This is a genomic window from Pseudomonas sp. Pso3, assembly GCF_055393275.1.
Map to the genome: position 1 here is coordinate 2,638,085 of NZ_AP043687.1, position 12,529 is coordinate 2,650,613.

At 65.5% G+C, this 12,529-nt stretch carries 12 protein-coding genes and 1 pseudogene; 3 read left to right on the forward strand and 10 right to left on the reverse strand.

Annotated elements, in window-relative coordinates:
* Positions 1-3: 3 nt before the first annotated feature.
* Together ACZ5R1_RS12380 and ACZ5R1_RS12385 are read right to left on the reverse strand one after the other, a co-directional pair.
* Positions 4-891 (reverse strand): methyl-accepting chemotaxis protein, encoded by an 888-nt coding sequence (locus ACZ5R1_RS12380; protein WP_420030757.1) that lies wholly within the window; start codon positions 889-891, stop codon positions 4-6.
* Between the two features lie 15 nt (positions 892-906).
* Positions 907-1,674, reverse strand: a pseudogene (locus ACZ5R1_RS12385) (MCP four helix bundle domain-containing protein); the annotation flags it as partial.
* Between the two features lie 161 nt (positions 1,675-1,835).
* On the opposite strand from ACZ5R1_RS12385, the gene ACZ5R1_RS12390 reads away from it, so the two are divergent.
* On the forward strand, positions 1,836-3,026 hold the full coding sequence (locus tag ACZ5R1_RS12390; RefSeq protein WP_464712335.1) for an MFS transporter: 1,191 nt from the start codon (positions 1,836-1,838) through the stop codon (positions 3,024-3,026).
* On the opposite strand, the gene ACZ5R1_RS12395 is transcribed toward ACZ5R1_RS12390, so the two are convergent.
* Both ACZ5R1_RS12395 and ACZ5R1_RS12400 read right to left on the reverse strand, forming a co-directional pair.
* Positions 3,023-3,286 carry a hypothetical protein gene (locus ACZ5R1_RS12395; protein ID WP_027599258.1) on the reverse strand — a complete coding sequence of 88 codons (264 nt, stop codon included), beginning with the start codon at positions 3,284-3,286 and terminating at the stop codon, positions 3,023-3,025. The two genes, ACZ5R1_RS12390 and ACZ5R1_RS12395, sit on opposite strands and share 4 nt — an antisense overlap.
* A gap of 50 nt (positions 3,287-3,336) precedes the next feature.
* The gene (locus ACZ5R1_RS12400; protein WP_007161805.1) at positions 3,337-3,789 is read right to left on the reverse strand and encodes a MarR family winged helix-turn-helix transcriptional regulator; all 453 of its coding nucleotides are present in this window, start codon (positions 3,787-3,789) and stop codon (positions 3,337-3,339) included.
* 176 nt (positions 3,790-3,965) lie between these two features.
* Here ACZ5R1_RS12400 and ACZ5R1_RS12405 point away from each other — a divergent pair, with 176 nt between their 5' ends.
* Together ACZ5R1_RS12405 and ACZ5R1_RS12410 are read left to right on the forward strand one after the other, a co-directional pair.
* Positions 3,966-5,198, forward strand: coding sequence for an MFS transporter (locus ACZ5R1_RS12405; protein ID WP_377708568.1), 1,233 nt, complete (start codon positions 3,966-3,968; stop codon positions 5,196-5,198).
* A gap of 89 nt (positions 5,199-5,287) precedes the next feature.
* Positions 5,288-5,944 carry an ion channel gene (locus ACZ5R1_RS12410; RefSeq protein WP_027602391.1) on the forward strand — a complete coding sequence of 219 codons (657 nt, stop codon included), beginning with the start codon at positions 5,288-5,290 and terminating at the stop codon, positions 5,942-5,944.
* On the opposite strand, the gene solA is transcribed toward ACZ5R1_RS12410, so the two are convergent.
* The 6 genes from solA to ACZ5R1_RS12440 all read right to left on the reverse strand — a co-directional run bounded on the left by solA (position 5,941) and on the right by ACZ5R1_RS12440 (position 12,529).
* On the reverse strand, positions 5,941-7,110 hold the full coding sequence (gene solA, locus ACZ5R1_RS12415; RefSeq protein WP_464712336.1) for an N-methyl-L-tryptophan oxidase: 1,170 nt from the start codon (positions 7,108-7,110) through the stop codon (positions 5,941-5,943). The genes ACZ5R1_RS12410 and solA overlap by 4 nt on opposite strands.
* A gap of 291 nt (positions 7,111-7,401) precedes the next feature.
* A complete protein-coding gene (gene dctM / locus ACZ5R1_RS12420; RefSeq protein ID WP_027599254.1) occupies positions 7,402-8,685 on the reverse strand; it encodes a C4-dicarboxylate TRAP transporter large permease protein DctM in 1,284 nt (427 codons plus the stop codon).
* Positions 8,682-9,323, reverse strand: a complete 642-nt coding sequence (locus ACZ5R1_RS12425; protein ID WP_027599253.1) for a TRAP transporter small permease — start codon at positions 9,321-9,323, stop codon at positions 8,682-8,684. The genes dctM and ACZ5R1_RS12425 overlap by 4 nt, the downstream gene beginning before the upstream one ends.
* A gap of 55 nt (positions 9,324-9,378) precedes the next feature.
* Complete coding sequence (locus ACZ5R1_RS12430) at positions 9,379-10,380, reverse strand: TRAP transporter substrate-binding protein (RefSeq protein ID WP_027602393.1); 1,002 nt, start codon at positions 10,378-10,380, stop codon at positions 9,379-9,381.
* 68 nt (positions 10,381-10,448) lie between these two features.
* Positions 10,449-11,333, reverse strand: a complete 885-nt coding sequence (locus tag ACZ5R1_RS12435; protein WP_181085513.1) for an HpcH/HpaI aldolase/citrate lyase family protein — start codon at positions 11,331-11,333, stop codon at positions 10,449-10,451.
* Positions 11,330-12,529, reverse strand: a complete 1,200-nt coding sequence (locus ACZ5R1_RS12440; RefSeq protein WP_464712337.1) for a CaiB/BaiF CoA transferase family protein — start codon at positions 12,527-12,529, stop codon at positions 11,330-11,332. Before ACZ5R1_RS12440 ends, ACZ5R1_RS12435 begins: the two co-directional genes overlap by 4 nt.

A 12,529-nucleotide genomic window follows, 5' to 3' on the forward strand; every position in this document is an offset into this window, starting at 1 on the left:
GCCCTAGACCACGAAGCGCTGCAGGGCACCGTGCAGATCGGCGGCCAGGGCGGACAGCTGCTGGCTGCTGGCACTGGTCTGCTGGGCGCCGGCGGCGGTCTGGTTCGCCGCGTCGCGGATCAGCGTCAGATTGCGATCGACCGCCGCCGTGGTAGCCGTCTGCTCTTCGGTGGCCGCGGCGATGGCGTCATTACGCTGGCCGATGGCGGTGATGGCCTGGGTGATGCCTTCCAGCACCTGCCAGGTGGCCTGGGCCTGGTCGCGGGTATGGCTGGCCTGGAGGCGACTCTGATCCAGGGCGATCACCGTCTTCTCGCTGACCTGCTGCATGCCGCCGATCAGGCCTTCGATCTCGCGGGTGGAGTCGCCCGTACGGCTGGCCAGCCCACGCACCTCGTCGGCCACCACGGCAAAGCCACGCCCGGCTTCCCCGGCACGGGCCGCCTCGATGGCGGCGTTGAGCGCCAGCAGGTTGGTCTGCTCGGCGACGTTGCGGATGACGTCGAGCATCTTGCTGATGCCCTTGGACTGCGCGGCCAGCTGGTCCGCCTGGTTGGCCGCATCGTCCACATTGCCCACCAGCTGGGTGATGGCGGCCAGCGTCTGCTTGACCTGCGCCTGTCCCTGCTTGGCCTGATCGACGCAGCGCTGCGATTCGGCAGAGGTGGAGGTCGCGTGCTCGCACACCGCCTGGACCGCCTGATTGAGCTGGGTGACGGCATTGGCCGCATGCTGGATATCGGTCGTCTGCTGCTCCAGGTTGCGGCAGCTGTCATCCATCACGGCGCTCACCTGGGTCGAGGCCGAGGCCAACTGCTCGGAGGCATTGCCGGTGTGGGCCAGCACCTCGCGCAGATTGCCCTGCATGCGCTCCAGCGCCAGCAGCAGCATGGCCGCCTCGTCGCGTCCCTGGGGCTGGATGTTCTGCCGCAGGTCACCCGCGGCGATGCCGCCGGAGATGTCCAGGGCCTGGCGCAGCGGCTGCACCACGCTGCGGGTCAGGCGCCAGGCCAGCAGCAGCAGAAGCAGAATGGCACCACCTATGACCGACCAGACGATGGCGCGGGCCTGGACGAACTGGGCGTTGGCCACCTCCTTGGCCTGGGCGGCGCCCTGCTTGTTCAATTCGCGCAGGAGTTGCACCTGCATGTCCATCAGATCGCCCTTGAGGCCGACCACGGTATCCAGCTGTACCCGCGCGGCCGGGATCTGCTGCTGCTCGATCAGCCGCACCTCCTCGCGCAGTCCTTCCACGAAGGGCTGGTAGGCGTCGTGCAACGCCTTGATCGAGTCGCCCTCGGTCGCGTCGGTGACGACCGGCGCATAATCCCGGAACAGCTGGTCGGTCTCGTTGACCAGTTGCTCCAGGGTGACGCGGCTCATGGCCACGGCGCCCGGATCCTCGGCATTGAGCAGCACCACCGAGGCCTGGTTGCGCAACTTGCCGAGGTTGATCGCCAGGGAATCGGCAATGGCGATACTGGGCAGCCAGTCCTGCTCCATGCTCAGGGCCTGTCGGCGCAGCTGCTGCATTTCCCACAGCGAAAAGCTGCCCAGCCCGGCGAGCAGCACGGCGGCAAAAGTAAAGGAACACAGCATCCGCGGGCCGGTCTTGAGCGTTCGCAACCAGGAGCGGCGGGACAGACGGCGAAAGGGGGCAAGGATACGAAGCATGGGGGCGTCACTGCATGAAGACGGTCAAGCACAGGAGCCTAGGCAAGCAAGATGTCGGACTGATTACAAAATGCCTTCATCCAGATAAATCTGACGATTGCGGCAAAAGATAACTGGGGCTAAGGTCCGCCCCTCTGTCCGCCAACCTGCCCGCCGCTGTCATGACTACCCCTACCGCCAAGGCTTCGTCCTTCCAGATCCTGTTGCTCGGCATCGCCCAGATCCTCGTCTGGGGTGGCTCCTTTTTCATTCTGGCGGTGCTCGCCGATCCGGTGGTCCGGGAAACCGGCTGGTCCCGGCAGTGGGTCTATGGCGGACTTTCCCTCGGGGTGCTGGTGTCCGGCCTGCTGGCACCGGCGTGCGGCCGCCTGATCGCCCGCCAGGGGGGCCGCACCTTGCTGTCGCTGAGTGGTATGGGAGTGGCGGCCGGGCTGGTACTGATGGCCAGCGCCCAGCAGTTGCCGGTGTTTCTGCTCGCCTGGGTGGTGATGGGCATCGGCATGGCCGCGGGTCTGTACGATGCGCTGTTCGCCACCCTGGGCACCTGCTACGGCACCCAGGCCCGTTCGGCCATCAGCGGTATCACCCTGGTATCGGGCTTCTGCACCGCCATCACCTGGCCCGTTGCCGCCTTCCTGGTCAGTCACCTCGGCTGGCGCGGTGCCTGCCTGGCCTATGCGGCCGTCCTGTTGCTGACGATCTGGCCGCTCTATCGCCGCGCCCTGCCCGCGCCGGTCCTCGTCACCCAGGCACCCCGGACCGGCCAGGCGGCATCGGCCGTGCCGGTCAACCGGGCGCTCTACAGCGTGCTCACGGCACTCTTCACCCTGGGCGCGATGCTGATGACGGCCATTTCCGTCCAGCTGATCACCCTGCTGCAGGGGCTCGGCTACAGCCTGGCGAGTGCGGTGGCGCTGAGCACCTGCCTGGGGCCGAGCCAGGTGGCCTCGCGGATCATCGACCTGCTCAACCGCAACGGCCACCCGCTGTGGACGGCCCTGGCCTCGGTGGTCTGCACGGCCGCCGGCCTGCTGCTGGTGACCCTGGGGCCTGGCCTGGTCTGGGTGACGGTCGTGGGTCTGGTGATCTTCGGTGCGGGCAATGGCCTGCGGGCGATCATTCGGGGCGCCCTGCCGCTGGCGCTCTGGAATCCGGCGGAATACGCCACCGTCCTGGGCCGCATGGCGCGCCCGGCGCTACTCGGCCAGGCGGCCACGCCCCTGCTCTGCGGCTATGTGCTGGAACATCACGGCCCCCAGGCGGTGCTGGCCCTGCTCTGCATGCTGGCGCTGATCAACGTGGCCCTGGTCGCCTGGCTATTCAGGGCGCTGTTCGGCCGTGCCCCGGCCTAGTCGCAGGCGATTTCCAGAGGGACCAGGCGCAGCTTGATACCGGTGCGGCGCAGGGTAAGGATATCGCCCTCGCGCTGTCCGACCTCGTCGCCCAGGGTACTGCGCAGCGTCTCGCCGAGCAGTCGCGCATAGGTCCGTGGGTCCTCACCCTGACAGCTCTCGGCGATATGCAGCTCGCCCTGGAGCAACTTGCCGGCCGTGCGCCCGCTGGTGAGATCCACAAGCAGGTAATCCTGGTCGGGCTGATAGTTGAAGGTCATGCGAATTCCCCGGCGACTGTAGCCATGGGAACCGATCAGGGCGGGTTGGTTCAGGACGTCGGGTTGCCTTCCTCGTCCAGGCGGTTGCGCAACATGACCAGGGTCTCGCGCAGATCGTCCAGCCCGGCATCGCCCAGCGCGCAGACCTGCCGCACCCGGCTGTTGACGCCGTTGGCCTGGTCACGCAGCGAGCGACCCGCTGGCGTCAGTTCGATCGACAGGTTGCGCTCGTCCTCGGCACTGCGCCGGCGCGTGACCAGCCCGGCCGCTTCCAGGCGCTTGACCACGGGGGTCAGGGCACCGGAATCCTGCCGCAGTCGATTGGACAGTTCCTTGAGCGTGAGGCCGTCATGCTCCCAGAGCACCAGCATGATCAGGTACTGCGGGAAGGTCAGGCCCATGCTCTCCAGCAGGGGTTTGTAGAGTTGCGTCATCGCCAGCGAAGCCGAATACAGGGAAAAGCACAGTTGCTGGTCAAGGAGCAGTGGATCTTTGGCTGTCATGGGATCTGCCATTACAAAACGTGAAAAGAGTGGAAGGTGCAAGTGCCCCAACGCGAGCCGAAAGGCCGCCTGGCGTGAGTTCGGTTGCCGGAAACATCCGGTAACTGGCACTGGATTCCGATACCACAGGATGCCACAGTGAGCGGCTGGACATAAATAATAAGGGTAATACCTGCATGGCCGTTTCCTCTGCCACGCCAGCCATTCCTGGCGAAACCCCCACCGCCGCCTTGCCCGGCGCCTCGCCGATGGTGGCGGGCATTCTGGCCTCCTGTGCTCTGGCACACCTGATCAACGACCTGATCCAGTCCGTCCTGCCCTCGATCTATCCCATGCTCAAGGATAGTTATGGTCTGACGTTTACCCAGATCGGTCTGATCACCCTGGCCTTCCAGATCACCGCCTCGCTGCTGCAACCCTGGATCGGCTTCCATACCGACCGCCATCCTAAACCCTATCTGCTGCCCGCCGGCATGGTCTGTACCCTGATTGGTGTACTGCTGCTCGCCTTTGTCGGCAGCTTTCCCGCGATCCTGGCCGCCTCGGCGCTGATCGGCGTCGGCTCCTCGACCTTCCACCCGGAAACCTCGCGGGTAGCGCGCCTGGCGTCGGGCGGTCGCTTCGGCCTGGCGCAATCCACCTTCCAGGTCGGCGGCAACGCCGGCACCGCCATCGGCCCCCTGCTGGCCGCCGCCATCGTCATTCCCTATGGCCAGACGCATGTCGCCTGGTTCGCGCTCTTCGCGCTGTTCGCCATCGGCGTGCAGTACGGACTATCGCGCTGGTATCGCAATCACCTGCGCAGCGCCAAGGGGCGCAAGGCCGCCGCGGTCAGCCATGGCCTGTCGCGCGGTCGGGTGACCTTCGCGCTGATCGTGCTGGCGCTGCTGGTGTTCTCCAAGTACATCTACATGGCCAGCATCACCAGCTATTTCACCTTCTATCTCATCGAGCGCTTCGGCCTCTCGGTCGCCAGCTCCCAACTGCACCTCTTCCTCTTCCTAGGTGCGGTCGCGGCCGGTACCTTCTTCGGCGGCCCCATCGGCGATCGCATCGGCCGCAAGGCGGTCATCTGGTTCTCGATTCTGGGCGCGGCGCCCTTCACCCTCGCCCTTCCCTACGTCGACCTGTTCTGGACCAGCGTGCTCAGCGTCATCATCGGCTTCATCCTGGCCTCGGCCTTTTCGGCGATCGTGGTGTACGCCCAGGAACTGGTCCCGGGCAACGTGGGCATGATCGCCGGCATCTTCTTCGGCCTGATGTTCGGCGTCAGTGCCATCGCCGCCGCGGGCCTGGGCAACCTCGCGGACCACCACGGCATCGAATACGTCTACCAGCTGTGCTCCTACATGCCGCTGCTCGGGATCCTCACCCTCCTGCTGCCCTCCACCCGCCGCAAGGCGGCCTGAGGTGCAGGCCACGGGAGCGCAAGGCTCCCGTGGCGAAGCGCTGCGCCACCCGCTACGCTGGCCGCCCCTGAGCCTTTCGCCGAGTCGCGATGAAGAGTCCCCTGCACTACCTGGTCCGTTATCCTTCCGCCAACCTGCTGTTCATCCAGCTCCTCGGCCTGCTGCTCTACCCGCTGGTGGAACAGGAAGAGCATGGCCGCGCCATCATCGGCGCCTTCGGCATCATCGTCCTGGCCACCGCCCTGCGCATGGTGCGACGCAGTCCGACCATCCAGTGGCTGGGGTTCATCCTCGCCGGCTGCATCCTGGTGCTCACGGTGCTGGTGGAATGGCACGGCAATCCCCACCTGGTGGTATCCCTGGCCATTCTTGACTCGGTCTTCTACTTCTATGCGGCAGGTAGTCTCATCGCCTACATGATGGAAGACCAGCGCGCGACCACCGATGAACTCTTTGCCGTGGGTGCGACCTTCACCCTGCTGGCCTGGGCCTTCGCCCACGCCTACTCGGCCTGTCAGATCCTGCAGCCCAACAGCTTCACCGCGGCCAACGACCCCCTGGCTGCGCGGACCTGGACCGAGCTGCTCTATGTCAGCTTCGCCATCCTCTCCGGCGTCGGCCTGAGCGATATCTATCCGATCAAGCCGATGGCGCGCTCGCTGGTGATGCTCGGCCAATTCTCCGGCGTCATGTACATCGCCCTGGTGGTGACGCGACTGGTCACCCTGACGGTGCGCAGCCGCTAGCCGAATCGCGCGAGGCTGAAGCTGTCGAGATCGATGTCGCTGCGCCCGGTGGTCACCCGCTGGGCGAGCGCCTCGCCCAGCGCCGCCGAATGCTTGAAACCATGCCCCGAGCAGGCGCTGACCACGGTCACGCCCGGCAGCGCCGGATGTTCGTCGACGATGAATCCGAAGTCGGGTGTCACGGTGTAGGCGCAGACCGCGCTGCGCACCGCCCGGTCTGCAAGACCGCCAACCCACCTTCCCACTTGATCACTGAACAGCTTGCTCGATTCTTCCGGGTGAATCGACCGATCAATGCCTATTGGGGTGGTATTATTCTGGTACTGCTCCGTGGCAACCTTGACGGCGTTTTCGCCTGGCAAGGGAGGAAAGCCGTAGAAGAGATCGCTGTCACCACTGCCATGGGCGAGGATGAAGCTGGGTGAATCCGCCGGAAAGAGCCCGGGCCTGGCGACTTCGAACCAGTGCAGCGTCTGCCGACAGACGCGCAGCAGCCGGTCGAAAGGTGCGCCCAGCAATTCAGCGCTCCACATGCCGGCAGCGACGATGACCCGCTTCGCCCGCCAGCGCCCTTGCGCCGAATGCAGCAATACGCCCTGCTCGTCCGCTTCCAGGCGCTCGATGACGGTATCGGTATGGACCTGGGCGCCCCTTTGGCGCGCCCCGTCCAGTTGCGCCTGGATACAGGCTTCCGGATAGAGATAACCGCCGCCTGGTTCGAAATAGCCCAGGGCATCGTCTGCCACGCGAAATTGCGGAAAGCGCTGGCGAATGGCGACGCCGTCCCAGGCTTCATGAGGGATCCCGTACTGGCGCGCCAGCTCCAGGGTGGCCCGGGTGAAATCCGGGCGGCCATGATGGGAGGTCGCCGTCGCGGTGGCGGTCATGATCAGCACCCCGCATTGCTCGAACAGCCGGACGCCCCGCTCCGCCTCCAGCTCGCGCCAGAGGTGCTGCGAACGGATCGCCAGCGGTACATAGGCCGCGCCCTCGCCCACGGCCTGGCGGGTGATGCGGGTGGCGCCGTGGCTGGAGCCCAGGTCGTGGGGCGGCGCATAGCGATCGATGCCCGCGACCCGGACCCCACGCTTCGCCAGCTGGTAGAGCGTGGCCGCCCCCATGGCGCCCAGGCCCAGGACAATGACGTCATGAGTCGCGCTGGTCATCTTATCCCCTGCTCTTTTTCGCTTATCGAGCGGCGAACGCTAGCAGGGCGAGCTGTCCAGGGCCAAGGGCGGAGTCAGCAATGGGCGGTCATCGTCTCCATCAAGTGTTCGCGCGAAAGGAGTCGAACGGTAGAAGTTCACCCCGCACAGGGGTGGTATTGAGTGATGAACGATGCAGGGCCGGGTAGCGACGAGGACGGTTCCGGCCCATCGTGCTATGCGTGGTGCCGCCTCAACCACCAGGTGAAGAGTCCGGTTGCCGGACTCTTCACTTGGTCACCCTCCCCGACCTCAGGTCATGCCCAACCAGTTCGGCAAGGCCAAGGACAGATAAGGCACATAGGTCACCAGGATGAGGAAGGCCAGCATCACCAGCAGCCAGGGGGAAACGGCCCGGATGGTCGTGGTGAGCGGCATGCCGGTCACCGCTGAGGTGACGAACAGATTGAGGCCCGTCGGCGGCGTGATCAGCCCGATCTCCATGTTGACCACCATGATGATCCCCAAATGGATCGGATCGATCCCGAGCTGCACGGCGATCGGGAACAGGATGGGGGCCAGGATCAGGATGATCGCCGACGGCTCCATGAAGGTGCCCGCGATCAGCAGCACGATGTTCACCACGATCAGGAATTCCATCGGCGAGAAGCCCTGGTCCACCACCCAGCGGGTGATCGACTGGGGAATCTGCTCGGTGGTCAAAACATGAGCGAAGAGCATGGCGTTGGCGATGATGAACATCAGCACCACGGACAGCTTGGCCGCGTCGATCAGCACCCGATGGCACTGCCGCAGCTGCATGTCCTTGTGCACGAAGACCGCGACGATGGCCGCATAGATCGCCGAGACCGCCGCCGCTTCCGTGGGCGTGAACATGCCGGAATAGATGCCGCCAAGGATGATCACGATCAGCATCAAGCCCCAGATGGCGCGCCGTCCGGTCCGCAGCACCTCCTTGAAGGAAGCTCGCGGTAGCGCCGGAATGTTCTTGATGCGGGCGATGATGTAGATGGTCACCATCAGCACCAGGCCCAGCAGCAACCCCGGCACCACCCCCGCCATGAACAGCTTGCCCACCGAGGATTCGGTGGCCGTCGCATAGACCACCATGACGATGGAGGGCGGGATGAGGATCCCCAGGGTGCCGGCATTGCAGACGATGCCGGCGGCGAATTCGCGCTTGTAGCCCGAACGGACCATGCCGGCGATGACGATGGAGCCCACCGCGGCCACGGTGGCTGGCGACGATCCGCAGAGGGCGGCGAACAGCATGCAGGCCAGGATCGCGGCGATGGCCAAGCCGCCCCGGATATGGCCGACGCAGGCGTTGGCGAACTCGATCAGCCGATGAGCCACACCGCCCGTGGTCATGAAGGCTCCGGCCAGGAGAAAGAACGGGATCGCCATCAGGGTGTAGTGCTCGCTGGTCTCGAACAGCTTGATGGCCAGCGAGCGCACCGAGTCGTTGCTGAACAGCAGGATGGTGAGGGCACCGGAAAGCCCCAGGGAAACGGCCACAGGAATGCCGATGAACATGAGGGCGAACAGCGCCAGGAACAGGAAGGTAATGGTCATGGCTGGCGCTCCGTGCCGTGCTGGCCGTCGACGAGTCGGAGGGCATCCTCGGCTTCGCTATGGCCCCCGAAGCCGCTCTGCTCGTTGCGCAGAATGCGCAGGAACACCTCGACGAAGCGGATGAGCATCAGGGCGAAGCCGATCGGCACGATCATGACGATATGCCACTGACGCAGACCGAAGCGGTCGAGATCCTCGGCGCCGATGTTGGCGTTCATCAGCGCCGCCACCCATTGTTGGCTGGAATAGGTCATCAGTCCGCAATAGAAGATACAGATGCCGACCGCCAGCAAGGCCACCGCCTTGCGCAAGGCGGGTGGAAAGGTCTTGACCAACAGATCGACCCCCAGGTGAGCGCCGATGCGCACGCCCCAGGCCAGACCGATAAAGATCAGCCAGCCGAACACCGCCTTGGTCAGGGCGATGCTCCAGGTCATTTCCTGGGAGACGAAGAGCAGGCCGTCCCCCATGGCCAACAGGGGTTCTTCTAGGAAGGCGCTGCGATCGGCCAGATAATAGAAAACGGCGTATACGTTGTTGACCACCACGTAGACGAAGGTGATCAGGGTCATGACCGCCAGCAGGAAGGCGACGAGCGCTTCCTCCAGCCGGCACCAGAGACGGGTCACGGCAGACATACGAACCTCCAACAGGCACTGACAGGGGGCGAAAGAAGGACGCGCTCGCGGAGCTTCAGCTGGCCTTGTTGGCGTTGACGGCTGCCTCGATCACCTCGCTGCCGATCTCTCCTTCGAACTTCTTCCAGACCGGCTGCATGGCCTTGCGCCACTCCTCGCGTTGCGCGGGAGTCAGTTCGATGATCTCGCTGGTGCCGGCTTTGGCGATGGCGCCGCGAGCCTCGTCATTGAGTGCCTTGGCCTGACGGTTCACCTCCAGGGTGACCTCGCCCATCACCTTGTTGAGCTCGGTGCGCACGTCCTCGGGCAAGCCCTGCCAGAACGTGGTGTTGGTGATCACCATGTAGTCGATCAGGCCGTGGTTGGACTCGGTGAAATAGGGCTGGACCTCATGGATCTTCTGGCTGAAGTAGTTGGACCAGGTGTTTTCCGTGCCATTGACGACCCCGGTCTGCAGGCCCTGATACACCTCGGCGAAACTCATCTTGCGCGGCGCGGCGCGCAAGGCCTTGAACTGCTCATCGAGGACGGCGGAGGCCTGGACCCGGAACTTCAGACCGCGGGCATCCCTGGGTTCACGCAGCGGCTTGTTGGCCGAGAGGACCTTGAGGCCGTTGTGCCAATAGGCCAGACCGGTGATGCCCTTGCCCTCCATGCTGGTCAGCAGCGCCTTGCCCTGGGGCCCGGCCTGAAAGCGGTCGACCGCCGCCATGTCATCGAACAGGAAGGGCAGATCGAAGACCTGCACCGCCTTGGCGTAATGCTCGAATTTGGCCAGCGAGGGGGCGAGCATCTGGACGTCGCCCAGCAGCAGGGCCTCCATCTCCTTGCCGTCGCCGAACAGCGAGGAGTTGGGGTACACCTCCACCTTCACCCGGCCGGGCAGGCGCTCTTCCGCCAGCTTCTTGAACAGCACGGCCCCCTGCCCCTTTGGCGTGTGCTCGGCGACCACATGGGCGAACTTGATGGTGATGGGCGCTTCATCCGCCGCGTACAGCGAACCGGCGAAGGAAAACACGGCGGCACAGAACAGCGTCTTGAACGGAAACGTGGGCATGGCGACACCTCATCTTGTTTTTGTAATCAGGTCGGGTTATTAAACGCGCCCCCTCCACGGGGCGGAATTCAGCATTGCCCAACAGGGCCTTCAGCTCCGCCTAACACGGGAGCCGCCTTTTCCAGGCGTCCGAGCAGACGGCGCGCGCGCCCTATCACGGGCGCATCGATCATCTTTCCGTCGACGACGAAGACCCCCTGCTCGTCCTGACTCGCTGCGATCACCCGCTGCGCCCAGTCGATTTCCGTGGCCGTCGGCGCCAGGGCGCCATGCACCACGGCGACCTGGCGGGGATGAATGCACAACAGCCCGGCGAAACCCTGGTCACGGGCACTGGCGGTGGCCGCCGCCAGCCCGGTCAGGTCATCGATGGCCGGAAAAACGCTGTCCAGGGGTGCGGGCAACCCGGCCAGTCGGCCTTCCAGCAGGAGTCGAAAGCGTGCCTGGTCCAGCAGCCGTTCCGCTGCCGCGGTACCGCTTTCCAAGCCAAGATCCAGGCCCAGATCCAGGCCACCGAGCACCAGGCGCTCCACCCCGGCAGCCCCGGCGATCTCCTTGAGTCGATCCAGACCCCGGGCGCTCTCGATGATCGGCCAGACGGGCAAGCCCGTCTGGCCATGGACGCGCTCGACCTGGGCGGCGCTTTCCGCCTTGGGCAGGACGATTCCGCGCACCTGCCCCAGGCGTTGGCACAGCGCCAGGTCGTCGCCATGCGCCGGGTGGGCGGCGGCATTGATGCGGATCCAGACCCGGAAGTCAGGCGCGGCGAGCAGTGCCTGTTCGAGGGCGTCACGTGCAGCTGTCTTGGCGGCTTCGGCGACCGCATCCTCCAGGTCCACGATCACCACATCGGCACCACTCGCCAGGGCCTTGCCGATTCGCTCCGGGCGCGTCGCCGGGACGAACAGGGCGGAGCGAGGATCGGCGGGAAGCGTGTCGGCGCCGGGGATCATGACGCACCTCGCTGGGGCGCCGCGGCCAGGGCTACGGGGTCATACCCCAGCTCCTGCAACACCGCTTCGGTGTGCTCGCCCAGCGCGGGAATCGGATCCATCCGCGGCTCGAAGGCACTGTTGCTCGCCGGTGGCAACAGGACGGGCAAGGGACCGGCCGGGCTGCCCACCTCACGCCAGCGATCGCGCTCGCGCAGCTGGGGATGCGCCCAGACCGCCGCCATGTCATTCACCTGGGCATTGGCGATCTGCGCCCGCTCCAGACGGGCGATGACCTCTGCGGTCTCGAGCTGGGCGAACGCTTCGACGATCAGGTCGCGCAGCGCGCCGCGATTCGCCGAGCGTTTGAAGTTGGCGGAAAATCGCGGATCCGTGGCCAGCTCCGGTTGCAACAGCACCTGCTCGCAGAAGAGCTGCCACTCCCGCTCGTTCTGCAGGCCCAGCATCACCGTGCCGCCATCGCCCGCGGGAAAGGGCCCGTAGGGGTAGATGGTGGAATGGGCGGCGCCGGCGCGTGCGGGCGGCGGCATGCCGGCATAGGCGTAATACAGCGGATAGCCCATCCACTCCACCAGGCTCTCCAGCATGCTGACCTCGACGCGACTGCCCTCCCCCGTCCGCTCCCGCAACAGCAGCGCCGACAGGATGCCACTGTAGGCATACATGCCGGCCGCGATGTCGGCGATGGAGCAGCCTGCCTTGGCCAGCTGGTCATCGTCAGGTCCCCCCGTCACCGAGAGAAAACCCGCCTCGCTCTGAATCAACAGGTCGTAGGCTTTCTTGCGTTCATAGCTGCCACCGCCGCCATAGCCGGACACGTCGCAGACGATCAGCCGAGGAAAGCGCGCGTGCAGGACGTCGAAATCCAGCCCCAGCCGACTGGCCGCGCCCGGCGCCAGGTTCTGCAAGAGGACGTCCGCCTTGGCGAGCAGCCCGTCCAGCACGGCGAGGGCGTCGTCCTGTTTGAGATCCAGGGCCACGCTCTCCTTGGAGCGATTGGTCCAGACGAAGTGGGAGGCGAGTCCGGCGACACGCTCGTCGTAGCCGCGGGCGAAATCGCCACTGCCCGGCCGCTCGATCTTGATGACGCGGGCGCCCAGGTCGGCCAGTTGCCGGGAGCAGAACGGCGCCGCGATCGCATGTTCGAGACTCACGACCGTGATGCCATCCAGAGGACGAGGTTTTTCGACAGCCAT

What these genes read in the sequence shown, in the direction of transcription:
- ACZ5R1_RS12435 (WP_181085513.1), bottom strand. Translation starts at nt 11,333, where the DNA reads ATGATCCCCGGCGCCGACACGCTTCCCGCCGATCCTCGCTCCGCCCTG.
- ACZ5R1_RS12400 (WP_007161805.1), bottom strand. Translation starts at nt 3,789, where the DNA reads ATGACAGCCAAAGATCCACTGCTCCTTGACCAGCAACTGTGCTTTTCC.
- ACZ5R1_RS12395 (WP_027599258.1), bottom strand. Translation starts at nt 3,286, where the DNA reads ATGACCTTCAACTATCAGCCCGACCAGGATTACCTGCTTGTGGATCTC.
- dctM (WP_027599254.1), bottom strand. Translation starts at nt 8,685, where the DNA reads ATGACCATTACCTTCCTGTTCCTGGCGCTGTTCGCCCTCATGTTCATC.
- ACZ5R1_RS12405 (WP_377708568.1), top strand. Translation starts at nt 3,966, where the DNA reads ATGGCCGTTTCCTCTGCCACGCCAGCCATTCCTGGCGAAACCCCCACC.
- ACZ5R1_RS12390 (WP_464712335.1), top strand. Translation starts at nt 1,836, where the DNA reads ATGACTACCCCTACCGCCAAGGCTTCGTCCTTCCAGATCCTGTTGCTC.
- ACZ5R1_RS12380 (WP_420030757.1), bottom strand. Translation starts at nt 891, where the DNA reads ATGCTGCTGCTGGCGCTGGAGCGCATGCAGGGCAATCTGCGCGAGGTG.
- solA (WP_464712336.1), bottom strand. Translation starts at nt 7,110, where the DNA reads ATGACCAGCGCGACTCATGACGTCATTGTCCTGGGCCTGGGCGCCATG.
- ACZ5R1_RS12440 (WP_464712337.1), bottom strand. Translation starts at nt 12,529, where the DNA reads ATGGCTGTCGAAAAACCTCGTCCTCTGGATGGCATCACGGTCGTGAGT.
- ACZ5R1_RS12425 (WP_027599253.1), bottom strand. Translation starts at nt 9,323, where the DNA reads ATGTCTGCCGTGACCCGTCTCTGGTGCCGGCTGGAGGAAGCGCTCGTC.
- ACZ5R1_RS12410 (WP_027602391.1), top strand. Translation starts at nt 5,288, where the DNA reads ATGAAGAGTCCCCTGCACTACCTGGTCCGTTATCCTTCCGCCAACCTG.
- ACZ5R1_RS12430 (WP_027602393.1), bottom strand. Translation starts at nt 10,380, where the DNA reads ATGCCCACGTTTCCGTTCAAGACGCTGTTCTGTGCCGCCGTGTTTTCC.